This window comes from Fluviicola sp. (genome assembly GCF_039596395.1).
In the GTDB taxonomy this organism is placed as follows: domain Bacteria; phylum Bacteroidota; class Bacteroidia; order Flavobacteriales_D; family Crocinitomicaceae; genus Fluviicola.
Genome location: NZ_JBCNJT010000001.1, coordinates 1,244,670 through 1,271,345, shown reverse-complemented (window position 1 = coordinate 1,271,345; position 26,676 = coordinate 1,244,670). Strand labels below are relative to the sequence as shown.

The 26,676-nt window shown below is 42.0% G+C and carries 33 protein-coding genes; 7 read left to right on the top strand and 26 right to left on the bottom strand.

The window, feature by feature from the left end; genetic code table 11:
* The first annotated feature begins 208 nt into the window (after nucleotides 1-208).
* Entirely contained in the window at nucleotides 209-496 is a 288-nt protein-coding gene (locus tag ABDW02_RS05525) for a helix-turn-helix transcriptional regulator (protein ID WP_343632927.1), read from the top strand.
* Here ABDW02_RS05525 and ABDW02_RS05520 read toward each other — a convergent pair whose 3' ends face one another.
* Entirely contained in the window at nucleotides 497-1,192 is a 696-nt protein-coding gene (locus ABDW02_RS05520) for a YafY family protein (RefSeq protein ID WP_343632925.1), read from the bottom strand.
* A 123-nt stretch (nucleotides 1,193-1,315) separates the two neighbouring features.
* Complete coding sequence (locus ABDW02_RS05515; RefSeq protein ID WP_343634250.1) at nucleotides 1,316-2,335, bottom strand: LLM class flavin-dependent oxidoreductase; 1,020 nt, start codon at nucleotides 2,333-2,335, stop codon at nucleotides 1,316-1,318.
* A 74-nt stretch (nucleotides 2,336-2,409) separates the two neighbouring features.
* On the opposite strand from ABDW02_RS05515, the gene ABDW02_RS05510 reads away from it, so the two are divergent.
* Nucleotides 2,410-4,605: a hypothetical protein gene (locus tag ABDW02_RS05510; protein ID WP_343632923.1), complete on the top strand. Its 2,196-nt coding sequence runs from the start codon at nucleotides 2,410-2,412 to the stop codon at nucleotides 4,603-4,605.
* 4 nt (nucleotides 4,606-4,609) lie between these two features.
* On the opposite strand, the gene ABDW02_RS05505 is transcribed toward ABDW02_RS05510, so the two are convergent.
* The 8 genes from ABDW02_RS05505 to ABDW02_RS05470 form a co-directional block, all read right to left on the bottom strand.
* Nucleotides 4,610-5,089: a hypothetical protein gene (locus ABDW02_RS05505; protein ID WP_343632921.1), complete on the bottom strand. Its 480-nt coding sequence runs from the start codon at nucleotides 5,087-5,089 to the stop codon at nucleotides 4,610-4,612.
* 29 nt (nucleotides 5,090-5,118) lie between these two features.
* Complete coding sequence (locus ABDW02_RS05500) at nucleotides 5,119-7,845, bottom strand: DEAD/DEAH box helicase family protein (protein ID WP_343632919.1); 2,727 nt, start codon at nucleotides 7,843-7,845, stop codon at nucleotides 5,119-5,121.
* Nucleotides 7,846-7,915: 70 nt separating this feature from the next.
* Nucleotides 7,916-8,338, bottom strand: coding sequence for a hypothetical protein (locus ABDW02_RS05495; RefSeq protein WP_343632917.1), 423 nt, complete (start codon nucleotides 8,336-8,338; stop codon nucleotides 7,916-7,918).
* A 111-nt stretch (nucleotides 8,339-8,449) separates the two neighbouring features.
* Nucleotides 8,450-9,169: a hypothetical protein gene (locus tag ABDW02_RS05490; RefSeq protein WP_343632915.1), complete on the bottom strand. Its 720-nt coding sequence runs from the start codon at nucleotides 9,167-9,169 to the stop codon at nucleotides 8,450-8,452.
* A 14-nt stretch (nucleotides 9,170-9,183) separates the two neighbouring features.
* Nucleotides 9,184-10,026, bottom strand: a complete 843-nt coding sequence (locus ABDW02_RS05485; protein ID WP_343632913.1) for a DUF2262 domain-containing protein — start codon at nucleotides 10,024-10,026, stop codon at nucleotides 9,184-9,186.
* Nucleotides 10,027-10,042: 16 nt separating this feature from the next.
* Complete coding sequence (gene bla, locus ABDW02_RS05480) at nucleotides 10,043-10,948, bottom strand: class A beta-lactamase, subclass A2 (RefSeq protein WP_343632911.1); 906 nt, start codon at nucleotides 10,946-10,948, stop codon at nucleotides 10,043-10,045.
* Between the two features lie 69 nt (nucleotides 10,949-11,017).
* The gene (locus tag ABDW02_RS05475; protein ID WP_343632909.1) at nucleotides 11,018-11,545 is read right to left on the bottom strand and encodes a DUF4199 domain-containing protein; all 528 of its coding nucleotides are present in this window, start codon (nucleotides 11,543-11,545) and stop codon (nucleotides 11,018-11,020) included.
* A 78-nt stretch (nucleotides 11,546-11,623) separates the two neighbouring features.
* Complete coding sequence (locus ABDW02_RS05470; RefSeq protein WP_343632907.1) at nucleotides 11,624-12,169, bottom strand: LuxR C-terminal-related transcriptional regulator; 546 nt, start codon at nucleotides 12,167-12,169, stop codon at nucleotides 11,624-11,626.
* A gap of 22 nt (nucleotides 12,170-12,191) precedes the next feature.
* On the opposite strand from ABDW02_RS05470, the gene ABDW02_RS05465 reads away from it, so the two are divergent.
* The 3 genes from ABDW02_RS05465 (at nucleotide 12,192) to ABDW02_RS05455 (ending at nucleotide 13,978) form a co-directional block, all read left to right on the top strand.
* A complete protein-coding gene (locus ABDW02_RS05465) occupies nucleotides 12,192-12,770 on the top strand; it encodes a Crp/Fnr family transcriptional regulator (RefSeq protein ID WP_343632905.1) in 579 nt (192 codons plus the stop codon).
* Between the two features lie 214 nt (nucleotides 12,771-12,984).
* Nucleotides 12,985-13,275, top strand: a complete 291-nt coding sequence (locus ABDW02_RS05460) for a putative quinol monooxygenase (RefSeq protein ID WP_343632903.1) — start codon at nucleotides 12,985-12,987, stop codon at nucleotides 13,273-13,275.
* Nucleotides 13,276-13,309: 34 nt separating this feature from the next.
* The gene (locus tag ABDW02_RS05455; protein WP_343632901.1) at nucleotides 13,310-13,978 is read left to right on the top strand and encodes a type 1 glutamine amidotransferase domain-containing protein; all 669 of its coding nucleotides are present in this window, start codon (nucleotides 13,310-13,312) and stop codon (nucleotides 13,976-13,978) included.
* A 51-nt stretch (nucleotides 13,979-14,029) separates the two neighbouring features.
* Here ABDW02_RS05455 and ABDW02_RS05450 read toward each other — a convergent pair whose 3' ends face one another.
* Genes ABDW02_RS05450 through ABDW02_RS05430 form a run of 5 tightly spaced genes read right to left on the bottom strand, consistent with a single transcriptional unit; the run spans nucleotide 14,030 to nucleotide 16,465 of the window.
* Nucleotides 14,030-14,614 (bottom strand): hypothetical protein, encoded by a 585-nt coding sequence (locus ABDW02_RS05450; RefSeq protein WP_343632899.1) that lies wholly within the window; start codon nucleotides 14,612-14,614, stop codon nucleotides 14,030-14,032.
* A 49-nt stretch (nucleotides 14,615-14,663) separates the two neighbouring features.
* A complete protein-coding gene (locus ABDW02_RS05445) occupies nucleotides 14,664-14,990 on the bottom strand; it encodes a multidrug efflux SMR transporter (RefSeq protein ID WP_343632897.1) in 327 nt (108 codons plus the stop codon).
* Nucleotides 14,987-15,493 carry a hypothetical protein gene (locus tag ABDW02_RS05440; protein WP_343632895.1) on the bottom strand — a complete coding sequence of 169 codons (507 nt, stop codon included), beginning with the start codon at nucleotides 15,491-15,493 and terminating at the stop codon, nucleotides 14,987-14,989. The genes ABDW02_RS05445 and ABDW02_RS05440 overlap by 4 nt, the downstream gene beginning before the upstream one ends.
* Nucleotides 15,494-15,548: 55 nt before the next feature.
* Nucleotides 15,549-15,980, bottom strand: a complete 432-nt coding sequence (locus ABDW02_RS05435; RefSeq protein WP_343632893.1) for an SRPBCC domain-containing protein — start codon at nucleotides 15,978-15,980, stop codon at nucleotides 15,549-15,551.
* Nucleotides 15,981-15,985: 5 nt separating this feature from the next.
* Nucleotides 15,986-16,465: a DinB family protein gene (locus tag ABDW02_RS05430; RefSeq protein WP_343632891.1), complete on the bottom strand. Its 480-nt coding sequence runs from the start codon at nucleotides 16,463-16,465 to the stop codon at nucleotides 15,986-15,988.
* Nucleotides 16,466-16,596: 131 nt separating this feature from the next.
* On the opposite strand from ABDW02_RS05430, the gene ABDW02_RS05425 reads away from it, so the two are divergent.
* Nucleotides 16,597-17,577 (top strand): helix-turn-helix domain-containing protein, encoded by a 981-nt coding sequence (locus tag ABDW02_RS05425; RefSeq protein WP_343632889.1) that lies wholly within the window; start codon nucleotides 16,597-16,599, stop codon nucleotides 17,575-17,577.
* Between the two features lie 181 nt (nucleotides 17,578-17,758).
* On the opposite strand, the gene ABDW02_RS05420 is transcribed toward ABDW02_RS05425, so the two are convergent.
* From ABDW02_RS05420 to ABDW02_RS05395, 6 genes are all read right to left on the bottom strand, one after another.
* Entirely contained in the window at nucleotides 17,759-18,664 is a 906-nt protein-coding gene (locus tag ABDW02_RS05420; protein WP_343632887.1) for an NAD(P)/FAD-dependent oxidoreductase, read from the bottom strand.
* Nucleotides 18,665-18,745: 81 nt separating this feature from the next.
* Entirely contained in the window at nucleotides 18,746-19,384 is a 639-nt protein-coding gene (locus ABDW02_RS05415; protein WP_343632885.1) for a hypothetical protein, read from the bottom strand.
* Between the two features lie 4 nt (nucleotides 19,385-19,388).
* Nucleotides 19,389-20,057, bottom strand: coding sequence for a hypothetical protein (locus ABDW02_RS05410; protein WP_343632883.1), 669 nt, complete (start codon nucleotides 20,055-20,057; stop codon nucleotides 19,389-19,391).
* 547 nt (nucleotides 20,058-20,604) lie between these two features.
* Nucleotides 20,605-21,153, bottom strand: coding sequence for a hypothetical protein (locus ABDW02_RS05405; protein ID WP_343632881.1), 549 nt, complete (start codon nucleotides 21,151-21,153; stop codon nucleotides 20,605-20,607).
* A 3-nt stretch (nucleotides 21,154-21,156) separates the two neighbouring features.
* The gene (locus ABDW02_RS05400; protein WP_343632879.1) at nucleotides 21,157-22,128 is read right to left on the bottom strand and encodes a D-2-hydroxyacid dehydrogenase family protein; all 972 of its coding nucleotides are present in this window, start codon (nucleotides 22,126-22,128) and stop codon (nucleotides 21,157-21,159) included.
* Between the two features lie 110 nt (nucleotides 22,129-22,238).
* Nucleotides 22,239-22,985 carry a glucose 1-dehydrogenase gene (locus tag ABDW02_RS05395; protein ID WP_343632877.1) on the bottom strand — a complete coding sequence of 249 codons (747 nt, stop codon included), beginning with the start codon at nucleotides 22,983-22,985 and terminating at the stop codon, nucleotides 22,239-22,241.
* A gap of 77 nt (nucleotides 22,986-23,062) precedes the next feature.
* On the opposite strand from ABDW02_RS05395, the gene ABDW02_RS05390 reads away from it, so the two are divergent.
* Complete coding sequence (locus ABDW02_RS05390; protein ID WP_343632875.1) at nucleotides 23,063-23,401, top strand: helix-turn-helix domain-containing protein; 339 nt, start codon at nucleotides 23,063-23,065, stop codon at nucleotides 23,399-23,401.
* A gap of 32 nt (nucleotides 23,402-23,433) precedes the next feature.
* Here ABDW02_RS05390 and ABDW02_RS05385 read toward each other — a convergent pair whose 3' ends face one another.
* Genes ABDW02_RS05385 through ABDW02_RS05365 form a run of 5 tightly spaced genes read right to left on the bottom strand, consistent with a single transcriptional unit; the run spans nucleotide 23,434 to nucleotide 26,633 of the window.
* The gene (locus ABDW02_RS05385; protein WP_343632873.1) at nucleotides 23,434-23,952 is read right to left on the bottom strand and encodes a hypothetical protein; all 519 of its coding nucleotides are present in this window, start codon (nucleotides 23,950-23,952) and stop codon (nucleotides 23,434-23,436) included.
* A 9-nt stretch (nucleotides 23,953-23,961) separates the two neighbouring features.
* Nucleotides 23,962-24,585, bottom strand: coding sequence for a hypothetical protein (locus tag ABDW02_RS05380; RefSeq protein ID WP_343632871.1), 624 nt, complete (start codon nucleotides 24,583-24,585; stop codon nucleotides 23,962-23,964).
* 27 nt (nucleotides 24,586-24,612) lie between these two features.
* The gene (locus ABDW02_RS05375) at nucleotides 24,613-25,449 is read right to left on the bottom strand and encodes a hypothetical protein (protein WP_343632869.1); all 837 of its coding nucleotides are present in this window, start codon (nucleotides 25,447-25,449) and stop codon (nucleotides 24,613-24,615) included.
* Nucleotides 25,446-25,994 (bottom strand): GNAT family N-acetyltransferase, encoded by a 549-nt coding sequence (locus ABDW02_RS05370; RefSeq protein WP_343632867.1) that lies wholly within the window; start codon nucleotides 25,992-25,994, stop codon nucleotides 25,446-25,448. The genes ABDW02_RS05375 and ABDW02_RS05370 overlap by 4 nt, the downstream gene beginning before the upstream one ends.
* Before the next feature lie 3 nt (nucleotides 25,995-25,997).
* Complete coding sequence (locus ABDW02_RS05365) at nucleotides 25,998-26,633, bottom strand: hypothetical protein (protein ID WP_343632865.1); 636 nt, start codon at nucleotides 26,631-26,633, stop codon at nucleotides 25,998-26,000.
* Nucleotides 26,634-26,676 lie beyond the last annotated feature (43 nt).

Sequence of the window (26,676 nt, the reverse complement as noted above, 5' to 3'; positions counted from 1 at the left end):
TTAAAAGCACATATTAATGAAGACATACTGTTTTTCAGTATTTGTGGTTTCTGGTCCTGTCCGGATTTTTAGACATTTCTCGAGTGAAAATTGAATTCATATATTGCAATCCTGATCAATTGAATAAACTGGTTTTATTTTGGTAAAAGTAACAAATAAACACAATCGTGTTACAGAAGAGCTGTTAAATATTTCGACTTTGCCAACTATGAATACGAAGTCATTTAATGACGTTTTGGGTAGAGAAATTAAGCGTGTGAGGGAAGAAAAAGGAATTACCCAGGAAGAATTGGCTTCACGAATGAATGTAAATGCCCAAAATATCTCCAGTTACGAAAGAGGAGAAAGGTGTCCGTCTTTATTTTGGATGAACCGCCTGTATGAAGCACTGGAAATTGATCCCGCAAAATTTACCGACGATTTATATAAACGACTGAATGAATCTCCCATAAGTGCCGTCAACGTTACCAAGATTAACCCTGCATCTGAGATCTAACTATCCCTGTTTATCAAAATACTCCTGTAAAGTCATATTGTGCGGTTCGAAACGATCGTTGTGAACTTGTAAATTCCGAATGCGGTCCAACCGGAAAAAACGGAATTCTTTGCGCAGGCGGCAATAAGCCAGCAACAACCAATTCTCATTCGCTGTAAGCATCGCAAAAGGTTCGATCATACGTTCACTGATTTCCTCACTTTCTGCTTTTTGATAATGCAGACGCACCAGGTTGAAATTCGTCAATGCCAATTGCAGCGAGGACAGGTAATTACTTGTCCGGTCACTTGAACTGTTTTGACCGATTGCAATGCGGTCAGACAAGAGATTTGCACCATCTTTTGTGCTTTCCCGAAGAACCGCTTTGATTTTCGTAATGGCATCCGTGTAGTCTTTAATAAAAGAAGCATCTTTGTTTTTCAACACGAATTGCTCAGCAGTGATCAATGCATTTGCTTCCCGTTCACTGAATGTAACCGGCGGAATGCGGTAACCTTCCATCAGCGAGTAGCCTTTGCCTTCTTCCGTAACGACCGGCACCCCGGATTGTTCTAAAGCGCGGATATCACGGTAAATGGTTCGCACACTTACCTCAAACTTCGTGGCAAGAGCAGTCGCCGTCACTAACCTGTTCGACTGTAACTGCAGCAAAATGGCCGTTAAACGGGAAAGCCGGGATGTTTCGTTGTCATTCATAGCATGATGAAGTTCAAAACTAGTTCAAAAAGGTTTAAAAAATTTCGGCCGTGGCTGATTCAAAGAGTTTACTACTGGTATCTAAAGTCAAATTTGAACATTTGAAACTCTTGATCCCTTGAACTATTTCCCTCCCGCTTTCACTATCGGTGAAACTTTGGTTCCGATCAGTTCGATGGCTTTCATCAGTTTCTCATGCGGCATTCCAACGTCCATCTGGAACGTGAAACGGGAAATTCCTCCCAAAGCTTCGCTGTGACGCAAAATTTTCTCTGCTACTTCCTGCGGATCTGCCACCAGCAATGCTCCGAAAGTTCCGTTCTGCATATTGAAACGTTCCGGAGTCACCGCGCCGAAGCCGCGTTCTTTACCAATATTGGTAAACATTTCGGCGTAGCCCGGGTAGTAATCCGCAATGGCTTCTTCTTTTGTTGCGGCGACGTATCCCAAAGAATGCAATCCGACCTTCTGATCTTTCGAATCGTGACCGGCTTTTTTCCAGGCTTCCTTGTACAAATCAATCAACGGACGAAACCGGTGTGTCTCACCTCCGATCACCGCAACCATCAACGGCAATCCCAATTCTCCTGCACGCGCAAACGAAGACGGTGTTCCTCCTACTCCCAGCCAAATGGGTAGTTTTTCCTGCAAAGGACGCGGATAAATAGCCTGGTTATTCAACGGAGCACGGAATTTTCCGGACCAATTCAGAACTTCATTCTGCTGGATCTGCAGCAACAAATCCAGTTTTTCCCGGAATAAATCGTCGTAGTCGTTTAATTCGTAACCAAACAGCGGAAATGCTTCAATAAACGACCCACGGCCCGCAACAATTTCTGCTCTTCCGTTGGAAATCAGGTCGAGCGTTGCAAAATTCTGAAATACACGAACAGGGTCAGCAGCACTGAGCACAGTTACAGCACTTGTCAGCTTGATATTTTTCGTTCTGGAAGCCGCAGCTGCAAGGATCATGGCAGGAGCCGAATCCAGGAATTCTTTCCGGTGATGCTCCCCTATTCCAAATACATCCAGGCCAACCTGATCAGCCCATTCAATCCGTTCCAGCAATTCCCTGATTGCCTGTGCATTGCTGATATCTTTATTCGCCGGTACCGCAGCGAAACTGTCAATTCCTATTTCAATCATACATTAAAGTTACACATAATATAAACGCTTTTCCACTTCTGACTCTAAATCTAAATCCCTAATTTTGGATGATGCGACGCTTACTCCCGATCCTGTTTTTTACCGTTTGTTCGTTTACTTACGGACAAAGCTCCCTTTTAAACACGGCTGTTTCCTGGTTTAATAAAACTGACAAAACGACTATTGATAACTACCTGAAAGGTTACAGTTACCAGTTCCTGGGAGAAAAAGATTCGCTGAATCTTCACTTATTGAATTATTCGCTGGTAAAAACTGAGAACGGAACACAACCTTTTATCAACCTTCTCATAAGCGATACGGCTTTGGAATTTATTGCGATTGATACTTACGGGGCTCAGGGACAACAAGCAGTAATTTCCGGATTGAAAAGCGGGCGTTTCAAATCCATCGGTACGGATATCAACGGCAATTTCATTACAACGACATACGACAACGGCACTTTTTTAGTCCAGGAAGATTATGAAGCGGTGGCGAATCCGCTGGGAAAAGGTGAAATCGCTTATTTCCGTTACCGGGTCTTCCGGAAATACGGGAAATTTGACCAAATGAACGGCGGTAAAACCCAGCTTTCGGAGAACGGAGAAAACATCCGTGCAAATTATAAAAACGGAGTGCTTGACGGAGAACGCATCGTCTATTTCCCCGGTGGAACGATCAAACGCACGGAAAATTACCGCGCCGGCAGGCTAAATGGCACTGCAAGTGATTATAATTCACAGGGAAAACTGATTCATAGTTCCGTACACAGCTACCATTGGAAATACGGCATGGAAAAATGGTACAACAACGAAGGAAAAGTCGTGAAATCACTGCAATGGCAGCGCGACATTCCGGTTGGTACGGAAAAACAGACCTATAACGGGCAAATCGTCGGGAGTGTTTCTTATGTAAAAGGATTGAAACAAGGTTTGGCCAAAGTTCCGGTTTATTCTGATCCATCGGTCAATGAAAACTATACGCCGGATACACTCAATGATGCGCCTTTAGCTATTGAAACGGTAAATTACCAGAACGGACAGAAATCCGGTAAGGCAATCTGTATGCTTTTCCATGCACCGGACACCATGTACGTGGCTTATTATAAAGCCGGAAAGCTGGACAGTATTTTCACGCGTTACGGGCACGACGGCATTCTCTATACGACCACTTTCCAGGATGGTTTGGAGCACGGAACACGTATTTACAGAATCCCTTCCGGGTTGCTGAAAGATACTGTTTACCGGGTGGAGAATTTTAAAAACGGGAAATTAGACGGGCAAGCCATTCAATACTACCAAAAAGGAAAGGAATCCTCTGATTCTGATCCGGGATACCATACAAGTAAAATAGCTTCAGACATTCCTGCTGCAGATTCCGGAAAGTGGTTCAAATCCTATCAGCTAAAAACCTACAAGAACGGGATTTTGAATGGCCCGTATTCCTTTTGGATTGATTCTATGAGATACGATCGCGGAAATTATGTCGACGGGAAACTGCACGGAGTCCTGGAAAGTAGCATGGTCATTAAAAATCAATATATCCGGCTGACCGGTGAGTACACCCGGAACGTTCGTACAGGAGAATGGATTACTCAGGTATTTCCGGACAGTATTGTCACTATCGAGCATTTCGACAACAACCGGAAACACGGAACTTCGATCACCCAACAAAATGGTTTCATAACACAAGAAGCTCATTACTATCTGGATAATCTAAAAAACACCACATTCTTTACTGATAAAGAACATTACCAACGTTTTGAGCTCGAATTTCAACCGGAATCAGATACTATCCGGATTGTTCAAATCACTAAAAAAGGAACTACAACATTCAGGTATACTTACCAATTTGAGGAAAAGGATTATCCGCACATCGAGACACTCATTGACTCTCTCAAAAATTCCATGGAGAAAGGCATAATCCTTTTTCCGGAATACCTGAATGGCGATTATACGGTAATTACGCCTTTCTACGAAAGAAATGGAAGTTACCATAACGGAAAGGACGGAGCCGTTTCAGTGACAAAACATCTTCAGGCAAAAGTCTATGAAAAAACAGATCGATTGAATCATTCGGGACGTTCATTTACGACATTAGACAACAAACCTTATTCAGGAACTTTTATATCTGCATTAAGCAGAGAACAAATTTCAGTAAAAAACGGCTTGCTTCATGGTTGGTGTGTAGAGTATGATATTCCGGGAAAAGAGGTCCGAAGGATAAAGTACAAGAACGGGATTTTAAAAAAAATCATAGAAAGTAATTAGTCGTTTACTTCAGATTCAAATACTGCTTCGCTTCTGATTCAAACGCTTTAAACCGCTCCGACGGAAAAAGATCTGTCCGGTGTTTCTCAAAAGACGGATCCTGAAGCAAAACTTCCGTTTTCTTTAACTGGAAATAAAATCCGAGTAACAACTGTCGCTGTTTTATTTCAAAATGAATGGTCGGTTCAAAGGCCTTGATTTCCTCCCCGAATGATTCACTAAATCCGTCTATCCGGACTTTCAATAAATGATGTTGTTCCGGATTCCGTTCAATTTCAATACGTTCGCCTCCCGGTTCGCCATACCAAAAGAATGTCACAAACGATTCTCCTTTTATCAAACGGGAAAGTGCGTCGATCAGGTCAAAGCAAGGATCGGAAAAAGCAAAGCTCATGGCCAGTTCAACCGGTCTTCCGTCTGCAACAATCCAACAAGTACTCCAACCATGGGAATTAAGAGTTAAAAGAAAATCTGGTGTATTCATTTGTTTTATTTACGCTGGATAAGTTGAAATTACACCCATTTATTCACATGTTCCGGATCGATTTCATCCATTTGAGCGGATAATGATTTCAACCTTGATTTCAGTAATAGCTTCCTTCCTTCTTTAGTACGGGTGTAGATTAAATAACAGGATCCTACACGCTGTTTCCATTGTGCTTCGAAAAATTCCGCCTGGCTTTTATTCCTGGAAATCAGATCCGGAACCGAATGATAGTCAATTTGTTGCAGAACTCCTGCCAGGTAACTTCTTCGTTCAATGATGTATCGCGGATTATTAATCGGAACTATCAGTTCTCTCAATGCCTGGATAAATGTTGATTTTTCAAAGGTGGTACCACCAGACAAATGACAGTAAACCCCTCCATATTTATTTCTGACTGCTTCCACTTTCAATTCACTGTGTGGTGTATTTATGATTCCGGAGTTGATCAATGCACTTACCAAAGCTTCTCCGATCCGTTGGATATCTTTTGAAATGTCCCGGTATTTCAAATACATCCGCAATGTTTTATAGGCCAGCCTACCGAAAATCAACAGGCCCAAAACTCCGATGACAGTCAGAAAAATATACAATCCCTGAAGTGTCCGGATATGTCTTGCGGATCTCGACAATGCCTGTATAATTCCATCCAGATAAATCAGTACTCCGGAAACCAAACTTGCAATCAGACTGGCAATTGTCTTTGTGAAGTACAATGACTGAATATCCTCATAGCTTTTTCCCTTTGGGTCTGAAAACGGAATCTTGATTTCTTCGATAAGTATTTTTCCGAAAGCAAGTGCCGTTTTCCAACGTTTTTTCAGGGATTCCCGATCAGCAGCAACGGTTTTTGTTTCGTTATTTTTATTAATAACCGTTTGAGTATCGGAGAAATCCTGCGGCAGGTTCAATCTTCCGATTCCATTTTCGATAACCGGGTCATTATTGAAGGAAACTCCTACAAATCCTTTGAATCTTCTCTTCAAAAGATCCAGATCATCGCCACCATGGGCTGAACTGGTGTCGACGGTTACCAAATGCCAGATATTTCCAGTCTTTTCAGGATTCGTATGTTGTCTTCTGATTGCACGCCCGCGCATCTGATTCGACAAAACAAAAGAACCGACAAAACTGGCCAATATCAACGAGTTAATCGCCGGGGCATCCCATCCTTCTCCCAGAAGGGATTTTGTTCCGATCAACACTTCAATCTCTCCCTGCTGGAAAATTTGTGTGATCAGATGGACCAGGTGATTTTTTACCCGTTCTGTTTGCAGTACCTGGACATAGTCCGCATCATACGGAACAGGAATCATTTCAATCTTTTCTATTCCGGAATTTGAAGCCAGTTTCTCCAGTTCCGCACAAGACGATTTGGGAATAAGAATCAATGATCCGGTTAAAATTCCCAGCTTTATCGACTCAGTCTCCCTTCTAAGCTTTTCGAATACCGGGATAACACCAAGTTTAGTGATTTCTTCCCGATTCTCTGCCGCATCTACAAAAAACTCCTTACGGATGTAATCGGAAAGAATCACCATCCGCAATTTTGTTCCCAATTGCTCCGATTCAAACCGGACGATTTCCCGGATGCTGTTCAATTTCCCGAGACTCGCACTCAATGCTCCGGTAATTTTCGGATTGGTAGTAAAATTAAGCTGTTTTCTTTCCAGCACCCCGCAGCGACGCAAACGGTCTTCCAACTGTTTCCGGTGTTCTTCCAGCGAAATAAATTGTTCGTCTTTACTAAACAAATAAAAGCTTAGGAGTGTTTCCGTCCAGCTGTAATCCAGAACCGGTATCTTCAGTTCCTTATCACCCAGAATTTCCAAGTGGGTTTCAGGTACTATCCTTCCGTTGGCATTCAAAAAGATCAGGGTTGCAGAATAATAAGGCAGGTTCTCATAAATCCACTCCAAATGGTTCATCGGGTCCAGCCAAATGCGATGGTTTTCAAGAGCCTGGATCAATATCTGGTCATTTTTGAGTTCCTGGTACTGGCTTTCAACCCGCTGCCGGAATTCAACTATCTTCTGGTTTTCTTCTGGTGTGGGAAGATTGAAGTATACATAATCCTGGTGCGGACATAAATCTCCTTCCACCACTAATTCCGGAACAGAGATTTCAGCGTCAACAGGGCCGTTTAAATCCACATATCTTTGCCATTCACCAACTGAGACATCATAAGGAGGTGTTGCTGTTAATCCGATGACAACCGGGTCCAGCTTTTTCTTCACTTTCGTCAGGGTATTCCACCATTCGTTTTTCAAATGATGCGCTTCGTCTACAACAATGGTTTGAATTCCTTTTGACTGCAGGCCGGCAACAACAGCATCCAGGTTCGGATTAGACGATTTAACGAAGCCGTTTTCTTCCATTTCTTCTTCCTCGGATTCAGGTTCATCTGCATTTAAATTGTTACAGGCGGCATGTAAGCCCTGATAAGTAACAATTGTTAGAAAATGTGGGGTTCGAATATCGAATGAAATCCATTCGGGTATTCTTTCGGCTTCCAGGAATAATTCACAAAAGCGTTGAGCCCATTGATTACGGATTGCAATCGTAGGTGCAAGGATCAGCGTTGGTTTATTCAAACGCAACATGACTTCCAGCCCTAAAATGGTTTTCCCCGAACCCGGAGGGGCAATCACATGCAAATGCTTATCATTCAGATGGTCCTGCAATTCATTCAGAACGCGTTGCTGGTATTTTCTCCAGCTATATTTAAATTTGGCTTCTTTAGGAAATGTTGTCAAAGGTTTATTTTAAGTTCGGTTCTCGTGAGATAAAAATATCAATTTATCTTTCAATTGATCCTTTTTGGTCTCATGGAAGTTTAACCATCTCATAATCACTATCCCAATCATCGGGATTCTTATACCTGAAAACGAGCTTTTCGTTGTTCTCAAATTCGAGCGTGATTTCATTGTCTTTGCAATAAGCCGATTTGACGATCAAGCTTTTTACACCGAATTTTTCTGCGTAATCATGATACGAATAATCTTCTTCATGGATTTCAACTTCTTCCCACTTTTTGGTTTCGTAATCGCCCCAGGTTCCAAAACATACGTCGAAATAGTATTCCGACCAGTTCGCGTTCTCCAGTTTCAGGAAAATACTTACCGGACCGCGTTCAGGATTATCCGGGTCTTCTGCCCCGATCAATTGTTCCAGCTTCTTCCCTTTCACACTTTTAACCGTGAAACCGACATCCTGGAAACGCTGATTGTAGTTTGCTGTTTTACTCATTTCTTAAAAGTTGGTTCAAATGGTTTCAGCCGCGGCTGATTCAAATGGTTCAAATGGTTCCAAACTAACAAAATATGTTGAACTTTTTGATCGTTTGTACTTTTGAACTTGTTATGCGTATTTGCTTTTGGGATCATATGTTTCGATCACTTTGACCAACTCATCCATTTGCTTTCTTCCGAAATTCAGGGTGTGGTAGTTCGCGATTTTTACATACGAATCCAAATCCTTGTTGGCCTTGATTTTCTTCAATTCTTCTTTGAGCCCCTCGAACTCTTTTTTGCCTTCCAACTGAATATACAGGTTCGTGTACACCTTGAAATTATCTGTGTTCAATTGATTAAAATGTGCCGAAAACATCGTCAGGTAATGATTGAAATATCCTTTCGGATAAATCTCTTCCAGCCGGTCAGGAACAGTCGTGTCAAAGTGAAAATTATAATCCAGTGCCAGGCATTCGAAAATACAGCCCGGAAGAAAAAATAAGTAATGATTCAGTTTGAGATCTTTCAATGATTCGTTCACGATCACTTTATCCGAAGGGAAATCCGTTTTCCAATGCGAGTCTTTCAGTTCATAGAATTCGCCCCAGGGCAACTGGTCATTTTGAAACCGGAATGCGCCTTTCAAATACGCTTCCTGATCTATTCGAGTCAATTTATAAGCAAATAATTCGCAAAATTCCAGTGTTCCTTTTTCACCTTCGTCAACATGCGCAAAGGCCGGATCGAGTTCAAAGATCAATTCTACGAAGTTTTCCGACTCTATAATCTGAGGCTCAGTTGCAGTTGGGGCCGCATTCCAGTTTTTATTTAGTTTGATGTATTTCATGCTGCATTTCTTAATCAGATGTTTGCTTCGGTACAATTCAGATGCTCATCCAATTCCACGGCAATACCATGTCCCCAAAACAGATCGTTATCGTCGAACCAAATAGTTAACGAGCCATCCGTGTTGTAAGTGATGGTTTCAACCTGAATTAGTCTTTCCGTAAAATCCTGTTGTGTCAATTCATTTTCGTCTTCATCCAACCAGGATTCATTTTTCAGTTCCAGCAATTGCTCTCCTGCAAATTCCCTGACCTCGTCGAGGCTCAGTTTTTTCAGTGTTTCAACAATAGCATCGAAAAAAGAATCATCCGGCAAATTCCCGTCTTTCACATGGATACTGAGTACGGTGTCTTCGAAAGGGCTTTCGCTTAGTGTTGTTTCCCAATATTTGTAATTTGAATCATAGATTAAACGGCCAAGCACCGGATGCTCGACAGATAAAACAGGTAGTTTTTCAGGAAGATGAGAAAGCTGTGTAATGAATTCCGGATCGGTTTCCCGTTCGTACCGGTAAATGTTGCAGCCGTCCTCCCCGTCTCCGTTATCTTTCGGAAAATCTCCGAAGACACTTCCGAGTTTCATTCGCAGGGAATTTCCGTCAACTGTCACAAAATAACAAAACGACCGCCCTCTTCCTGTCGCTACTTCCAAATGGCCGATCCCGTCTTTCCAGTTCAGGGAATAACTATTTCCAATTTGGTCTCCTTCATAGTAAACATGATCCGGATAATATTCCCAGAGTAATTCCGGGTAAATGACCAAATGCGTCATACTCGTATGTACTTCACCTCCTGATTTGGTAATGGACTTTAATTTCCAGATGCCTGGAAAACCGGTTGACTGATTGGTTGTGTTCATGTTCTGCGATAACATTTTAGTTGGCTGAATAAAAATCATAAACCGCTTTGGAAATTTCCGCGATCAGTTTGCGTGTAGTGTCGTAATCTTCCTCGGATTTGGAAACAAACACGCTTAAAGCAAGGTGTGTTCCATCGGGAAGAAAAATGATGCCCACATCGTTGCAGGCATCGTAAATATTCCCGCGTCTGTCTGAAGTTCCGGTCTTATGTGCAACGATCGTTCCTTCCGGAAGCAATGCTTTTATCCTTGCAGGATCGTTCGACGATTCGATCATCAGTTTCATCAGGAAAGCATTGCTCGAATCCGACAGGTATTTCTGGCGATAAAGCCCTTCCAGCAAGTGCGACATCTGCATCGGTTTACTCCAGTTCGTGTAAAGGATTTTCCAGTCTGCCTGCATTTCGTGCTCAGTTGCCTGAATGTCCATTCCCTGAATTCCGATCCCATGTATGTACTCATTCACCGATTGAGTTCCTTTTGCCAGGCTGAAAAGAATATCGCAGGCAATATTATCACTTTGAGAAACCGAATAATCCAGTAATTGAGCGATTGTCAAGTCCACCTCTCCCTCCGGGAATTCCTTTTTTAAGGGACTCCAGGTATCATCAATCAAATCCGATTTCTTCACATGATAGATTTGGTCCAGCTTTAAATCTCCTTTGTCCACGAGGTCCAGAACGGCAAGTGCCAACGGGAATTTGTAAACGCTCAACATCGGAAAACGGATGTGGTTGTTTACGTCCAACGAATCTCCGGTTTCGATATGAATCAGCCCGATACCGACTGTTGCTTTGTAACTATTCACAATCTTCATCAATTTCGGCCGCAATTCTTTTCTGAGCGAAGAATTTTGTGACAAGGATTGATTGGTGATGAAAACAAACAGCGCAAACAAAAAAATGACCCGGATCCGATACATGGAAAGCTACTAATTACAAATTCTGAATGATTGTTCCAAATTAGCAAGAATTTCAGATCTGTGCTAAAATCAATTCGTTTTCGGCACTTTTCTGCGCATCGCGATCGCCGTAATCAGGGCAAAGAGTATCCCCATCGGAAGGATTTCCATGTAAGTCATTGCAGCCTTAAACAAGGGATTTTGGTACATGACCGCAAATTCTTGCATTTCAGCATCGTTTTTAGCAATAACAGCTGCACTTGCCCCGCTTGCTACCAATTGGTTGTGCGTACATTCGATGTATTCTCCGATAAACCGCGAACCTGTTGCATAATCGTAAATCAACCAGTTTACCACGTAAATACTCGAAGCCAGTAAAGTGATCAGAAGACCAACTTTAAGCGCTTTCCCGAAAGTAATCACTCCGCCGTTGTATTTATCGCGGTAATTTTTCACCCCGATCACCAGGAAAATATTTGCAATTAACATCGAGGCATATCCCAGCACCATGCCCAGTGTCATGTCCAATTCATGACCGAAGCCAATCATAGCCACAAATACCCACGCGATAGTAATTAATCCTCCGATTCCTCCGTAAACCAATACATTTCTTTTCATAGTTTTCAATTTTTAAATTTCGGCAAAAGTGAGGTTCCGTGCGGTTTTCCCGCTCATACTTTCGGGTGATTTTGGGTTTTAAAGCGGAATAATTCCCAATCGTTTGCCCGCTTCAACGGCTTGAGTCCTGCGATTCACTTCCAGTTTTTCGAATAACTTCGAGCTGTGTGTTTTGATCGTATTCAGGGAAACGAATAAGCGTTCTGCAATTTCATTGTTGCTCAAGCCCTGTGCAATTAATTCCAATACTTCCAGTTCACGCTTGCTGATCCCTAATTCTTCCACCGCTTTTTCATTGCGGATGAAGTTTTCGGAAGGAGAAACATAGACCGTTTTTTCTACCAATACCGTTTTAGGTTTCGTAAGCTGTTTTGCCACCCAAATCCCCAAAATCAGGAACACGATCGCAATGGCGGCAACATACAGTTCCGTAGCATGACTGATTACCAGCAACCGGAATTCAAGCCAGCGCATCAGGAACAGTAAGCCCGCCAGCGAAACGCTGTAAATCAAAATGAGCTTATAGGAACCGAACAGTTTTTGTAACATGGCGCAAAGATACGGGAAAACAGAATGAGAAACAGAATGAGGAAGGATTGAGCAGGTATTTCGATTTCTTTTCATTCTTTTCTCTATTTTTAGGAACATGCAAACAATACCTGTATCAACTATCTTTCAGGGAACCGGTCTTTCCACCGGGGAAATGGCCCTTATTGAAACAGTATTTGAGGAAATCCGCGTCAAAAAGGGCGACGTAATTTTGCATGCCGGACAATTGGTCCCTTCCCAGTACTATGTATTCAACGGCTGCCTGAGAACCTATTACCTGACAGAAGGCGGAAAGGATATTACCATCCAGTTTGCCATTTCGGATTGGTGGATCAGTGATTACACGGTATTTTTTACCGGAGGAAAAGCGCTTTTGAACATTGAGTGTGTTCAGGATGCGGTTATTTACAAAATCTCCAAAGACAGCATGGAGGCATTGTATCCGCAAATTCCGCAAATCGAATCTTTTTTCCGGATCAAGATGGAACGTTTTTTCGCCAGTTTTCAAAAAAGGATCCTATCTAATCTGGCTATGTCGGCAAAGGAGAAATACAAAACTTTTTTAAAGACTTATCCGAATATCGAAGCAAGTATTAAAAATTACCACCTGGCTTCTTATCTGGGAATCACGCCCGAAAGTTTAAGCAGGTTGCGTGCGGAGTTGGCCCATGAGTAACCATTAAGCACACCAGGAGTACAGAGCTATTTATACGCTCCATATTTAAGCCATTATCCGATTAAAACCTGTTTGATTCAATCTTCCAATAATTTTCGTTGGCCTCGTTTGCCTTGGATCAAAAAAAGTCACTTTGTATTCGAAATTATCCTAGATCAATTTTTTTGCGGCAGAACATCCGGAGATTTGTGTTATCAATTTAATGCACAAACTCATGGAAAAAGAACTCATCGTAAAATGGAAAATCCGGGAAACAGAAACCGGCCGGATTTTGGAACTGCTTCCTGTATTGGCAGAACAAACCTGCAAAGAACCGGGCAATATCTCTTACACCATTTACCAATCAGAAAACAATCCCAACGAATTGATCCTGCATGAAAAATATGTTGATCAGTCTGCTGTGGACCTGCACAAAAATTCGGAACACTATCAAAACATCGTGGTCAAAGAAATCATCCCGCATCTCGAAATCCGGGAGGTCGTAATCGTCAAAAAACTCTTTTAAAACAATAAATACTAACAATTTAAAATTCAAAGTCATGAAAACAATTTTAATCATCGTTTCAAACGCAAACACTATCGGTCCTAACAACAGAAGAACAGGAACATTTTTACCCGAAGTAGCTCACCCCTATGCAGAATTCAGCGCTGCCAATTACGAAATCCACTTTGCCAGTCTAACCGGCGATACTCCATATCTGGATGCCCTGAACCTGGCCGACGATCCGCAAAACCTGGCTTTCTTAACCGGAAAGGGATGGGCTGATATGCAGAAAGCAGTGAAACTGTCAGATGTCGATGTCAGTAAATACGACGCGGTGTTCGTTCCAGGAGGACTGGCCCCAATGGTAGACATGCCGGAAAACCCTTTACTGAAACAAGTGATCAAAGAAACCTACGAACGACATGCAGTTGTAGGTGCAGTGTGTCACGGCCCGGTTTCTTTGCTGAATGTGAAACTAAGTGACGGTTCTTACCTGGTTAACGGCAAAAACATTGCTTCTTTCACCAATGAAGAAGAAGAGAATTATGCCAAAGGAGATGTTCCGTTCGAATTGGAAACAGCCTTGGTAAACCAGGGCGCCATCTTTCACGGAGTTGCACCGTGGGGAGCAAACAGTGTTGCTGACGGAAACATGGTGACAGGGCAAAACCCGGCTTCTGCGAAAGGAGTAGCCGAAAAAATGATCCGAATCCTGGAAGCATAAGGGAATTCCATCTATTAAAAAAGTCCTGGCAGATTGCCAGGACTTTTTTAATTATTCCAACTCTTCAAAATCATTATCTAGTTCGGCAGGAATGATTCCGCGCTCTGCAGCTTCTTCGTCACTGATTGTTCCCTGGTAGACAAAATTCCGGAGGTCAAATAATTTCACTTCTTTATCCGTGTAAAATTTATACCCGATGGTCCAATTCTTTTTGATCGCCAGCATTTCTCCCAGTTCCGTTACACGCAGCGAAAATCCTTTCGGCTTTTTGGATAGGAATAAATGCAGCGCATAATTGGTTTGGTTATCCCTGTAAACGATAAACAATCCATCCTCCGTCCATCGGTTTACCCAAAACAGGCAATTTCCTTTTGCCGGTTCGATCACCCACTCCAATCGGCGGTGATTGTGTGGTTCCAGTTCTACTACGATCAATTTGGTTAGTGTACCGGTCTCTTCCGTCCAGGAAAGATAGTGTACGTCTCCGGAATCCTTCAGGCTAATATTGTCGACATTCCATGCTGTGCCTTTTGAATCACCGTAATACAGGAATTTCGATCCGCTCTTTTCTTCGAAATAAGCAATTCCATAAAAGCTTTTCCAGGTTTGATAGGCTTTTGATTGTTCGTCGATCATACATTCAGGCATTTATCCCGGCAAATATATCATCCTTTATCAAACGGGATCAATGAGAAACCGCTTTCAACCCGATAATCGATCCGATCAGCGTGGTGATAAAGAACAATTTCCAAAAACTCATTGGGTCTTTAAAGACGAAAATACTCACAAGTACTGTTCCCACAGCTCCTATTCCTGTCCAAACGGCATAAGCAGTTCCGATGGGCAAAGTCTGTATAGCTTTCATCAGTAAAAGCATGCTCAGCACCAGCGAGATCCCGAATCCGGTGTACCACCAATACATTGCGCTTCCCGTTGCAGTTTTGGCTTTTTCCAGACAGGAAGCAAATGCCACTTCAAACAGTCCGGCGATGATTAGAATGACCCAATTCACACGAACAATAAAATCAATGTCAATACTATTCCTGCCAGGGAATACAGCAAACCGGCCTTAAAGACTTTGGTTTTAGGCAAGTACATCCAAAAGGCAGAAATCACGAAGAAAAGCAGCGATACACCGAAGAAAATATTCAGCCAGTAAAGCGGATCATCCGTGGAAGCCTTGTGCAGATGCGTCATTTTATCCAGGATATACGGAAGTTCTTTGGTGGTAATGTGAGCAACTCCCGTTTTCCGGTTGTAATCTCCGTTTTTGAAGTAAACCATGTCGCCTGCTTCTCTTTCGAAGGTATAGCGGCGCAATTCAAGTGCTTTACCGATGTTTTCATTCTTCACATTCGGTTCAATCCTGATTTCTTCCGTGTGTTCGCTTTTTAGAAAATCCGTATCCCGAAAAATCAGTACAATTCCGCTGATTGCATAAACGGCCATAATCCCGGCCAGGAAAAAACCCAGGTATCTGTGAAGAACACGCATGGAAAGTTTGGAGTTATTCATGCGGTAAAATTAATGATTAAAAACAGTAAGGATGAAAAATTTTCATCCCTACGTTCTATTTCAGGAGCGGTGTTAATTTGTCTTCCAGGTACATGGACCAGGCCGGAGCGCATGAATCGTAGCATTCAATTTCGGGAGTTAGTCCCTGGTGAGTAAACACCAATTCGGTTTTTCCGTCTTTCTCTGAAATGTCGAAAATGACTTTAGTTCCAACCCATTCGTCTTTTTGTTCGAGGAAACTCAGTTCGCTTTCGGTGATCAGCCAAACCACTTTTTTGTTCGGAACCACTTCCACCAGTTTTTGTCTGGAATAATGAGCCCCGTCTCCTGCACGGAAACTGAATTCGTCGTTTAGTTCTTTGGTTTCTCCCGAAAACGATTCGTTGTAAAGTCCCGACCACCAGGAGCGCACATCCCTGATCGCGTTAAAAACATATTCCGGGCTTTGACCGGTAAGAATGGTAAATGTGAAATCTGTTGTTGCCATGCTGCTTACTTTAGGTAAATCATTTGACCGGTGTGATAAGCCAGGTGTGTTGTCCGCGTCAAAATAATGTTCAATTTATTCCGGTGCGGTTCTTTTGCAAAATCTTCTTCGGAAACCGCCGTGTGTCTGCCAAACCAGTCTTCGGCTTTTAGCTGATCCACTTTCTCTTTCAAAGAAGTGCGTTGTTTACTCCAAATAGTTCGTAATTCCTGTACGGAAGGAAGTTCAGCAACAGCTTTGTCGGGCGATTCGATGAAAATCTTCGTCAGTTCCGGGTATTGTTTCTCTCCGAAATTCAGGAGCGGAAACATGCTGTCGTGTACGGCTATCAAATGACCCAATAAATAAACTCCCCTGTTCTTTCCCGGCGAAGCTTCTTTTTGCAACTGATCATCCGACAAGGATTGCAGCAGCACATCGTAATTGTGCATTGAGGCTTCCCATCTGTCCAGGATTAGTTTCACCGCTGTTTGTGTTGTATCCATATTTTTCTGTTTTAGTGTTATTTATTTCGACAAATGTAAGTTCCGGAACCGAATCTCAAAAGGTGTGAAAAAGACAATCTGGCGGGTTGATTTGGACACTTCGCTTTCCTACTTTTGTAAAAAAGAATCGGATGAAACATGTGACGATTATTGTTCCGGAAGGAGAAAACAATTTGAGCAGTATTGCAGGCACTTACAAACTATTTTCCCGGGCGAATGCTTACTGGAAAGAAAGAGGCAATGAAGCGGTATTTCAAATCCAGCTCGCCGGACTTTCGGACCAGGTAGATTTCTACGAAGGCCTGTTTTCAGTAAAACCGCACACTTCTGTTTCGACTATTTCAAAAACGGATCTGATAGTCATTCCTTCCCTGAACCACAATTATACCGAATCATTACCGCTCAATAAAGCGCTCATTCCGTGGATACAACAACAGTATAAAGAAGGTGCTGAAATTGCCAGTATTTGTACGGGAGCTTTTCTACTTGCTGCTTCCGGATTGCTGGACGGGAAAAATTGTTCCACTCATTGGAGTGCGGCAGAAGATTTCAGATTGCGCTTTCCAAAAGTGAACCTGCAAATCGATCAACTCATCACCGATGAACAGGGAATTTACACCAACGGCGGTGCATATTCGTTCCTGAACCTGATTATTTACCTGATAGAAAAGTATTTCGACAGGCAAACTGCGATTTACTGTTCCAAAGTCTTCCAGATAGAACCCGATCGAAAAAGTCAATCCGCCTTCACCATTTTCAGAGGACAAAAACAGCACGAAGACGAAGTTGTGAAGGAAGTTCAGAGCTATATCGAACAGCATTTCAGGGAAAAGATTTCCATCGAAGAATTGTCTTCCCGTTTTTCGGTGGGAAGGAGAAATTTTGACCGCCGTTTTATCAAAGCAACAGGCAACACTCCCATTGAATACATCCAACGCGTCAAAGTGGAATCTGCCAAAAAAGCGCTGGAAATAAGCCGCAAAACAGTCAGTGAGATTATGTATGAAACCGGTTATTCCGATCTGAAAGCCTTCCGGGAAGTTTTCCGGAAGTTTACAGGAATGTCTCCCGTGGAATACAAGGCAAGGTATAACAAAGATTTCGTACTGTAAATGCTGTAAACGCATCGTCTTTACTTTTCGAGCAAAGGACTCAGAGAAACCATTTTGATGCAATCTCTACCTGTCGGCCGTGGCGAACTATTTTCTTTTCAACCGCAAAGAAGGAAAGAGCGCAAAGAACTAAATAATATCAACTTTGCGTCCTTATTTTCTTTGCGGTAAAATGCATTTGTCAAAAATCGTCGTCTATAAGTTCTCTGTTCAGCATAGCTCCTGCCAATGTTCCTGCAGCTACGGCATTTGCCACCGAGCGCATGGGCGTTACGTTGTCTCCGCAGGCGTATACACCAGGAACGGTCGTTTTCTGGAATTTATCAACCTCAATGTATCCGTGTTCTGAAAAGGCGCATCCCAATTTCTCCGGGAGGTCCGAATGCTGTACGAAAGGCAATTTCACATACATCGCTTTCAGTTCTACGCTGCTTCCATCTTTAAAACGAACTTTGTTCAGGTATCCGCCGGTGTGTTCAAAAGCTTCTATTTCCTGTTCATTAATATCAATTCCGTGTGCTTTCATGGTTGAAGCCTTTTCAGGTAGCAGGGTCGACTGACCATTGGTAAACACGGTCAGTTCTTTCGTCCAATTGTTGATCAGTTTCGAAAACTCAAAGGCAACTTCCGCATTTGCATGAATCCCCGTTTTTTCATTTCGCACTTCATATCCGTGACAATACGGACAGTGAATCATGGAAATTCCCCAGCAGTCGGCCGCTCCTTTTATTTCCGGCATGATATCTCTGACTCCAGTTGCAAAAATCAGTTTCCTGGAAGCGAAATTCTCCCCGCTTTCGGTCGTTATAGTAAACCCAATTTCCGTTTTCTCTCCACCAACTGCTAATCCGGAATAGAATTCTACATTTTCGTATTTCGCCACCTGTTCCCTCGCTTTAACTGCGATTGCCCGCGGTGTTTCACCGTCTTGTGTCAAAAAATTGTGTGAATGAGGCGTTTGGACATTGCACGGTTTCCCGCTGTCAATGATCAATACATTTCTTAATGCTCTTCCCAAAGCCATTCCTGCTGCCAGCCCGGAATAACTTCCCCCGATAATGATTGCGTCGTAAATCTTGTTTGTCATGTTCCTGAAAGTTTGTTTGTAATACAAATATACACTTTCAGAGTATTAATGCAACTAAATTGCATTAAAATCAATTAATACCTAATCCCATGGTTCAAAAGTATGCTTAAGCTTGTATCTTTTCCCATCCAGATTGATTGTTTCAGGTAATAACTTTGCAAAATCATATTCATTTGGAATCGATAATAAATGGACAATTATCACTTTCACATCCATATCAGAATCTACAGTGAACGGACCATAGTGATAATTGTGCCCGCTCATTTCCAACTTATAAGGAGTATTTACTTTTCTGATAGCAATCTGGTGATCAGGATCATTATTCCCCTGGGGCAGGTTAACTTTCAGCGTATCATTAATGATGTAAGTCAGACCGGAAAAAAAACCATGCGCATTTGGAAATTCCTGAACACTCGAATAAGATGAAAGAAGCAGCGAATCATTTTCAGATTTACTTTTTGAGTATACAATTAATGAATCCGCCAGTATTACAGTATCATCCAATTCAGTGAGCATGAATATTTCTCCTTTCAGCTCATAGTGTACCAGAGCTCCATGATAAGCTCCCTCGTATTGTTCCGTGATGTATCCATATTTATCATTGTATCTTTTAAAACAGATTTTTACTTCTGAATCTTCATACAGAGGTACTACATATTGGGAAAACACATTTATGTGCATGAAAGCAAGTATAACAACTAAAAAAACTTTCATTTTCATTCGTTTACAGTTTGGAATCGAGCAAATCTTCGATAAACGGATCCTGATACTTCAAATGTTTTACAGCGGCATTCGCTGTTTTCAGGTTCAGGATTAAAATCACTTCTCCCCCAATTCGGACGGCCATGAAAATGTACAACAGGAATCCCCAGGCCATTCCCGTTAGAAGAACCAACAGTGAAATCAACGTGCAGAAACTGAAAACCGAAAAACCCAGGTAAAAAGCCCAGGGCTTTCCTTTTCCCACAAATACTGCGCTGATGATATAAAGGGCGAAAACAACCAAATTAATTCCAAGAGCTATGGTTTGTACTTCATCCCAACCGCGGAAAATTCCTACTTCAAGAATACCAGCAATAACTGCAAAAGCGGAAATAATCCAAAAGTAAGTTCCTGTGCGTTTCAATTCCTTAACCGGATGGGAAACGTTCACACGACTGTGATACCCATCTACAATGACGTCGAGCGTCACCGGCTTCTCGGATAATTTAAGTGAGATCAGTCCCAAATCGGAAGTGAATGAGGTTCCTTTTACTAATTTGGCCGATCCCTGCACGGAGCCAATCAGCTGGTCGTGATAATAAACAGCCACTTCTTTGTAACCTCGTGTCCATTGGACTACTAAATATTCAGTTGGTTTTTGGGTGATCGGGTATTTTTTTTCGAAATCCATCAGGGGAAATTAAACTGTTGATTCTTGTTTTGATACAGCCAATTTAACAATAAAAGCTGTTTTCAACAGGTATAATAAAGATTTCGTACTATAAAATTTCTGTAGACGAAAGGATCACTGGATCACTCTTAAGTGAAAAAGAACACTAGCATCGCCATTGGTGCGAATAGCCAACAGGTAAACATTACAAAATCAAATAGTCGATCAGACAGGAACCCGTCATCGTAATCCAAAAACATTTTTGGTTTTCCTGTATCTCTCGGATCACGTTTTTTTATTTTTCGAAATACTCGAAGTGAAATAACAAGAATAATCAGGTCATATAACGGAAGAATTAAAGCAAGAGACAGATTAGGTTTATTATCAGACAGATTATTAGGAACACATACTCCAATAATTGCAAGAGCGAAAGAAACAATCATTAAATATTGAATCATCTTCGTTTTGAATAATAACTTTCTACAAAAAAGAAAAAACATTGGAACGAGCAGGAAACACGCTATAAGCAAAAAAATCATTACATCTTTCATTATTAATCCGTTTTGCCTCAATCATTCCCCATGATCTGAAGCACCACTAATTTCGTGTCGCTTATTTCAAAAATCAAGTCTATTCCAACAATTCGATAATATGCATCCGCTTTCACCTTCATTTCGTAAACATCTGTTTGACTGGTCACAAATTCATCTTCCAGTAATTCCACAAAATAGTTGATGGAAGCGTAGAAACGGTCGCGTAACTGATCAGTCAGGTCATTTTGGGAATAATCCGGTTTAGGAATCCTTGTTGTATGATCAACCGGAATGCTTCGTTTAAAGTTCATGTATAATTCTTCTTTCAAACGTGCTTTCCAATGATCCGTTTTCACCAACTCTATATTCCATTCATTCGTATGTACTCCGAATAATTCATAGGAATTGTATTGTATGGCTCGCTCTATGTCTCCTGCATAAAACGGGTAAAGGTAGAGTTTGAAGTCCATCCCAACAATCGAATAGGACGACATCATTGCCAAAGCACTTAAATATCCGTTCAGGTAGTTGATCTTTGTGTGTAAGATCTGATCTTCCAATTCTTCTTTCAATAATGTTCCCATAGACTATTTTTGACGCAACACTTCCGGATTCGTGATATTCACCGGATTTCCATTGATAAAATGAATCACATTTTCAAAGGCTTTCCCGAAATAGAGTTCATAGCCGGCTTTTTCTACGTATCCCAAATGCGGTGTGCAAATGACATTTTCCATGTTCAGTAATTCGAACCCCGGATCGGTAACAGGTTCTTCTTCGTAGACATCCAATCCGGCAAACAATTGCTTTCCGCTTTTCAAAACGCGCAGCAAAGCTCCCGGTTCAATCAGTTCGGCTCTCGCAGTATTGATCAGGCAGGCATTTTCTTTCATGCTCATCAAATCTTCCTCTTTTACAATGCCTTGCGTTTGTTCAGTTAAACGTAAATGTAAAGTAACAATATCCGCATTTTTGAAGAAAAAGGATTTGCTTTCAGCGGCTTGAAATCCGTCTTTCAAGGCTTCATTCCGGGAATTTTCACTACCCCAAACGAGTATTTCCGCCCCAAAAGCTTTGGCATACTGCGCCATGCGTTTTCCGATCTTTCCGTATCCCCAAATCCCGATGGTTTTGCCGTAAACAGCTGAACCGATATTGATCTGCCATTTTCCTTGTTTCATGGCTTCAATGGCTTGCGGAATTTTTCTCACGGTATTCATCAAAAGTGCCCAGGCCAATTCTGCCGGAGCAACAGGCGAACCGATTCCTTCCGCAACTGCAATTCCATGTCTGGTACAGCTTTCCAAATCCAGGTGATTGGAAATTTTCCCGGTCTGACTAATCAATTTCAAATGAGGAAGCAAGCTCAGTAATTCATTTGAAATAGCTGTGCGTTCGCGGGTAAGTACGAGTATTTCTGTGTCGTGCAGTAGCTTTGCCAGTTTGCGGGGATCTTTTTCGGTTTCGTGAAGGATCTTAACATCCTGGCCTTTCAGCAAGGCAAAGCAGTCCAGCTTTTCAATGGCTTGTTGATAGTCGTCCGGAATGGTGATTTTCATGTCGTTTTCTTTGTCCGGGCAAGTTAGTAACAATAATCTGTTTTTCGGACGATAGAACCAACATTCATCCCGCCTGCGGGAGCAAACGGGATTTTGAAAGTTTACATCACTTAGTTAAGAACCAATCCTCCGTCTATGACAAAATCGGAACCTGTAATATAGGATGCTGCATCATCTGATAAATAAACCACCAGTTTCGCCACATCTTCAGGAACTCCGATCTTTTTCAAAGGAATGATTTCTCTCAGGTAATCAAAGATTCCGTCTACCGTTTCCTTGTCCGCTCCGTTTTTACTTAAGACTTCTGTCTTAGTCGGTCCGGGGCTAACCATATTTACACGGATTTTGCGGGGAGCCAATTCCATGGCCGCTGTTTTTGCAATCGAATTCAAAGCCGCTTTACTGGATTGATAGACCGAACTATTTGGTTTATATGTACCCGATACCATGGAAGAGAGAAACACCACCGATGCACCGTCATTTAACACCGGTACCAGTTTACTCAATGTAAAATAGGCTCCTTTGAAATTGATATCCATCACTGAATCGAAATTTTCTTCTGTCATGTCTGAAATTGCCAGGCTCTCACCTGTTATGCCCGCATTGATGAACATAATGTCTATTTTCCCGAATTGCTGTTCTATTTCACCTTTTAAAGCTTCAATGTCTGTCAATTGTGACTGATCGGCCACAAATGGAATTACTCCCAGTTCTTCTGCTGCCTGTTCGATTGCTTCTTTTCTGCGTCCGGTAATGATCACGTTTGCTCCTTGTGCTGCCAATTCCTTTGCTGTAGCGTAACCAATTCCACTATTACCGCCTGTTACAACTGCTGTTTTGTTACTGAATTTATTCATTTGTCTGTTTTTTTTACAAAGGTATTCCTAGATGATATACTTTTGTAATCAGTATCACTAATGATATCAGAATAATTATGGAACGGGATCAGGCGGAAGAACTCAGAGCATTGCAGGACACACTTTATTTTATCGGGGGAAAGTGGCGGATTCCCGTTATTAACTCCTTGTGTAACGGCCACAAGCGGTTCCGGGAAATTGAACGGAGTATTCCGGGAATAACTACCCGGATGCTTGCACGGGAATTGAAAGACATGGAATTGAATAAACTGGTCAAACGAACGGTTTACGATGACATACCGGTATTGATCGAATATGAACCGACCGCTTATTGCCGCACTTTCGGGAATATTATTTCGGAAATGATTCACTGGGGAAGAGAACACCGAAAGATGATCAAAGAAGAAGCTGATTAATTCTCCTTTCAAGCTGTTTCTATATTCAGCCCTTAATCCTGGTGAATAACCGTTAGTTCTTCGATTTTCAGTTTCGTCAGCTTCAGCAAAACCTGCTTTTCAGTTTGCGCGTCCATCTTTTTCGACCTTGATATGACATCGTATCCTTCCGGTGTGAAAAGTGTTTTCCGGAAGTGAATGATCATCCATTTTCCGTCTTTATCCAGGTAAACAATATCCCATCGGCTTTTCAAAAAGAACAGGATTCCTTTTCCCCTCCACACAAAAGACCGATTGTTTTCATCAACGGGTTTGTCATACCCGACTATGTTTTTGGATTTGGTCTGCTTCGCGTAAACAACTTCATCGAGCAATACCTCTTTTCCCCTTTTTGTTGTAACGATATAATTAAAGGAAGGATTGATCTTGTTACCCTTCACCCACATGGGAAAGTTGGACCGGACAACAAACCATTGCCCTTCCAGCTTGTTCAATTTCAATGAATCATTGTTTTGTCCCATGAGAAATGGAGTTATTGACAGGAACAGTCCTAAAAACAGGCTTCTTTTCATCTGTCTGAATCAATACCATTTTGCGCGGATATTCGCTTTCCACAATTTCTTTGCAAAATCCCTGAATACTTCCGGCCCCTGGTTAAAGGCTTTGTCGAATTTGTAATCACCGCCTTCCAACTGTCCGTTGCCGATATCTACCTGGTTGTGGCCACGCAGGGCAAATTTTTGTGTTCCTTCGTACAGGATAATTTTCATTTCGGCCGGACTTACATCTCCTTTACAAGTAACGATATACATCAACCAGACCTCACCCATTCCGTCTTTGTCCAGATCCGTGACCTGGATATTTTTGACGAAATCGGCTGCCAAATCCAGCGGACATTCTTTGGTAAAATCGGTGACTTTCCAGGTTTGACTGATACTGTCTTCGAATAACAGGTAATGATGCGCAAACAAGTACTTTTCGCGGTAATCTTCAGAAGGAGCAGATTTGCTGACGGCTTCTTCCGTTTCGCTTGTAACCACCAGGTTCACTCCCGATTCATCCATCCAGCGAACAGCTTCTTTCAGGTTTCCTTTATACGTGATTTCTTTGGGAAGTTCTGATTTGGTGAGTTTTGTAAGTGTAATTTTTTCTTGTCCGGAAACAACTACTGAAACCAAAAACAAATAAGTCAACAAAAATTTCATGCGTAAATTTAACGAACATACGGAAAATTACAGTTCTTCCCTTTGCTTTTCAAACCTGCCCCTGTAAATTTTAACCAAGTCATAAAAATCAGCCGGTTTCATTTCAATCGTATCGATGCACACCCGTTTTTCTCCATCCGGGCCATCAAACACCCAATAGAAATAATCGCTATCTTCACCTTCTCCGCGGATGATTCTCTCCCTGGAAATAACCGCCCAGGAAGTAAACGGAAGCTCAAATCCTTCCATTCCCTTTTCAGTTAAAACGAGGTAAATGATATCTTCCCTTCGCCGAAAAACAACGAAGAGGATAAAACAAACCGTTATGGCAGGAATGATTAAACTAACTACTCTGCCCGTCAAACAAAAAGCGATAGCTGAAATGACCGAAGCAATGCCCAATAATGTGATTGGCAACAGGTGTTTTTTCCGGGGAAAATAAAAAATGGTTTCGGGCGGAACATCCGGCCTGTCAATAAAGCGATCCGGAACAGCAAACTTCTGCTGAAGGATTTTCAATTGCTGTTTTTCTGCAGAATTTTGGAACCATTCTTCCAGGAAACCGGGTGTTTCAGTGATTATTCCCTGCATGATCGCCTTTGCTTTCAATTCGTGAACGTTTGCGCAATATTCGTATGCCCACAATTTCCATTTGGTTATCATCCGGCTTTTATATACCCATGGAAAAACCAATAAAACAACCGGAATCGCGTAAAGTGTGACCTGCCAGGGAATGACTTTAAAAACAGAAAACAGGATGAAGATTCCGAGTATAGCCTTCGATCCTACAGATGCCGGAACCGTAATCGTACTCCTACCTTTTTTCAAGGCTTTTTCCACGCTTACTGTTTCCTGCTGATTCATGAATGATTTGCTATCCCAAAGAAATCCTCTTCCAAAATCGCGTAAAAATAATTGTCTTTCCACTCTCCGCGAATCGGCAAAAGTTTACGGGTCCTTCCTTCCAGGATCATACCGGCTTTTTCGAGCACTTTTACAGAAGCGCTATTTTCAACTGCACAACCTGCTTCAACGCGGTGCAGGTTCAAATCCGTAAAGCAAAATTCCAATAACCGTTTCACTGCTTCGGTAGCATATCCTTTGTTCCAGGAATCCTTGTGAAGCTTGTACCAGATTTCTCCGTTCCTGTAATGGGGCTTTCCCAGGTTAAGACCAATCAACCCGATAAAATTGTTCGCAGCATCTTCGATCCGGAAGACGTATTTCGTACGGGGAACCAATTCCCGCATTCCCAGCCAATCGGCCAGCAAACGCTCCGTAACACCGATATCGGCCGGAATTCCCATCGTATTGAACTCATCGGTTTCCGGCAAGGAATGCAGTTCGTGAATCTGGTTCAAATCACTTAATTCCAGTTCTTTCAGGGTTAGTCTATCTGTTTTTAGCATCGCTTAATAAAAGGGTGTGCGCAAATCTATTGTTTTTGCCGTTTTCCAGGGAATTTCACGCTGTATTTCCAATTTATTCTCCGGAACAAATGCAATGTTTTCCACTTCTCCCAAATATTGAATAATGTATTCCGATTCAAAATAGTTGCGTTGTCTTCTACCGGTAGCTGAAAAGTCCCATTTACCGTTTTTACGGACAAGAACGGGATTGCCTGATTTCAGATCAGCTATTTTGTGGGCATCTTTCAGGTATAGTTCCAGGCTCTGAAGATTCAATGAAAACGATTCGAACTGCTGCATGCGGTCTTCTTTATTAAAGGTGATTATTTCCGGGAATCTTCTCAGCCAGCTATCTACATACCAACCGGGAATATCGTTCATTTTGGCATACCGCAAGTAATCGCTTTTAGCAGAAGTCCCGGAATACCCGATAATATCCTGGATAATAACGGTTCCGGTACGGGAAATATGGATCTGATCCTTATATTCATTTGCCAGAAGCAAATGATTATTCTCAATCATTCCCAGGCGGGAAACCAATTGATTTCCCCATTCAAAAAAGGATTTCCGTATCCCGGGTGTATATTCGGGTTTAGGAATCACCGCATTTTTTTTGAAGATATGAAGTACCCGGATCATAAACTATTAGTTAAGCAGTTTCATGCACAGTGATAAAATTAAT

Excerpts from the sequence above, each read along its gene's own strand:
- ABDW02_RS05510 (WP_343632923.1), top strand. The coding sequence starts at position 2,410 with ATGCGACGCTTACTCCCGATCCTGTTTTTTACCGTTTGTTCGTTTACT.
- ABDW02_RS05475 (WP_343632909.1), bottom strand. The coding sequence starts at position 11,545 with ATGAAAAGAAATGTATTGGTTTACGGAGGAATCGGAGGATTAATTACT.
- ABDW02_RS05390 (WP_343632875.1), top strand. The coding sequence starts at position 23,063 with ATGGAACGGGATCAGGCGGAAGAACTCAGAGCATTGCAGGACACACTT.
- ABDW02_RS05525 (WP_343632927.1), top strand. The coding sequence starts at position 209 with ATGAATACGAAGTCATTTAATGACGTTTTGGGTAGAGAAATTAAGCGT.
- ABDW02_RS05505 (WP_343632921.1), bottom strand. The coding sequence starts at position 5,089 with ATGAATACACCAGATTTTCTTTTAACTCTTAATTCCCATGGTTGGAGT.
- ABDW02_RS05375 (WP_343632869.1), bottom strand. The coding sequence starts at position 25,449 with ATGAATCAGCAGGAAACAGTAAGCGTGGAAAAAGCCTTGAAAAAAGGT.
- ABDW02_RS05465 (WP_343632905.1), top strand. The coding sequence starts at position 12,192 with ATGCAAACAATACCTGTATCAACTATCTTTCAGGGAACCGGTCTTTCC.
- ABDW02_RS05370 (WP_343632867.1), bottom strand. The coding sequence starts at position 25,994 with ATGCTAAAAACAGATAGACTAACCCTGAAAGAACTGGAATTAAGTGAT.
- ABDW02_RS05420 (WP_343632887.1), bottom strand. The coding sequence starts at position 18,664 with ATGACAAACAAGATTTACGACGCAATCATTATCGGGGGAAGTTATTCC.
- ABDW02_RS05410 (WP_343632883.1), bottom strand. The coding sequence starts at position 20,057 with ATGGATTTCGAAAAAAAATACCCGATCACCCAAAAACCAACTGAATAT.
- bla (WP_343632911.1), bottom strand. The coding sequence starts at position 10,948 with ATGTATCGGATCCGGGTCATTTTTTTGTTTGCGCTGTTTGTTTTCATC.
- ABDW02_RS05455 (WP_343632901.1), top strand. The coding sequence starts at position 13,310 with ATGAAAACAATTTTAATCATCGTTTCAAACGCAAACACTATCGGTCCT.
- ABDW02_RS05365 (WP_343632865.1), bottom strand. The coding sequence starts at position 26,633 with ATGATCCGGGTACTTCATATCTTCAAAAAAAATGCGGTGATTCCTAAA.
- ABDW02_RS05395 (WP_343632877.1), bottom strand. The coding sequence starts at position 22,985 with ATGAATAAATTCAGTAACAAAACAGCAGTTGTAACAGGCGGTAATAGT.
- ABDW02_RS05485 (WP_343632913.1), bottom strand. The coding sequence starts at position 10,026 with ATGAACACAACCAATCAGTCAACCGGTTTTCCAGGCATCTGGAAATTA.
- ABDW02_RS05520 (WP_343632925.1), bottom strand. The coding sequence starts at position 1,192 with ATGAATGACAACGAAACATCCCGGCTTTCCCGTTTAACGGCCATTTTG.
- ABDW02_RS05430 (WP_343632891.1), bottom strand. The coding sequence starts at position 16,465 with ATGGATACAACACAAACAGCGGTGAAACTAATCCTGGACAGATGGGAA.
- ABDW02_RS05415 (WP_343632885.1), bottom strand. The coding sequence starts at position 19,384 with ATGAAAATGAAAGTTTTTTTAGTTGTTATACTTGCTTTCATGCACATA.
- ABDW02_RS05495 (WP_343632917.1), bottom strand. The coding sequence starts at position 8,338 with ATGAGTAAAACAGCAAACTACAATCAGCGTTTCCAGGATGTCGGTTTC.
- ABDW02_RS05385 (WP_343632873.1), bottom strand. The coding sequence starts at position 23,952 with ATGAAAAGAAGCCTGTTTTTAGGACTGTTCCTGTCAATAACTCCATTT.
- ABDW02_RS05435 (WP_343632893.1), bottom strand. The coding sequence starts at position 15,980 with ATGGCAACAACAGATTTCACATTTACCATTCTTACCGGTCAAAGCCCG.
- ABDW02_RS05380 (WP_343632871.1), bottom strand. The coding sequence starts at position 24,585 with ATGAAATTTTTGTTGACTTATTTGTTTTTGGTTTCAGTAGTTGTTTCC.
- ABDW02_RS05400 (WP_343632879.1), bottom strand. The coding sequence starts at position 22,128 with ATGAAAATCACCATTCCGGACGACTATCAACAAGCCATTGAAAAGCTG.
- ABDW02_RS05405 (WP_343632881.1), bottom strand. The coding sequence starts at position 21,153 with ATGGGAACATTATTGAAAGAAGAATTGGAAGATCAGATCTTACACACA.
- ABDW02_RS05460 (WP_343632903.1), top strand. The coding sequence starts at position 12,985 with ATGGAAAAAGAACTCATCGTAAAATGGAAAATCCGGGAAACAGAAACC.
- ABDW02_RS05425 (WP_343632889.1), top strand. The coding sequence starts at position 16,597 with ATGAAACATGTGACGATTATTGTTCCGGAAGGAGAAAACAATTTGAGC.
- ABDW02_RS05440 (WP_343632895.1), bottom strand. The coding sequence starts at position 15,493 with ATGAATAACTCCAAACTTTCCATGCGTGTTCTTCACAGATACCTGGGT.
- ABDW02_RS05470 (WP_343632907.1), bottom strand. The coding sequence starts at position 12,169 with ATGAAAAGAAATCGAAATACCTGCTCAATCCTTCCTCATTCTGTTTCT.
- ABDW02_RS05450 (WP_343632899.1), bottom strand. The coding sequence starts at position 14,614 with ATGATCGACGAACAATCAAAAGCCTATCAAACCTGGAAAAGCTTTTAT.
- ABDW02_RS05490 (WP_343632915.1), bottom strand. The coding sequence starts at position 9,169 with ATGAAATACATCAAACTAAATAAAAACTGGAATGCGGCCCCAACTGCA.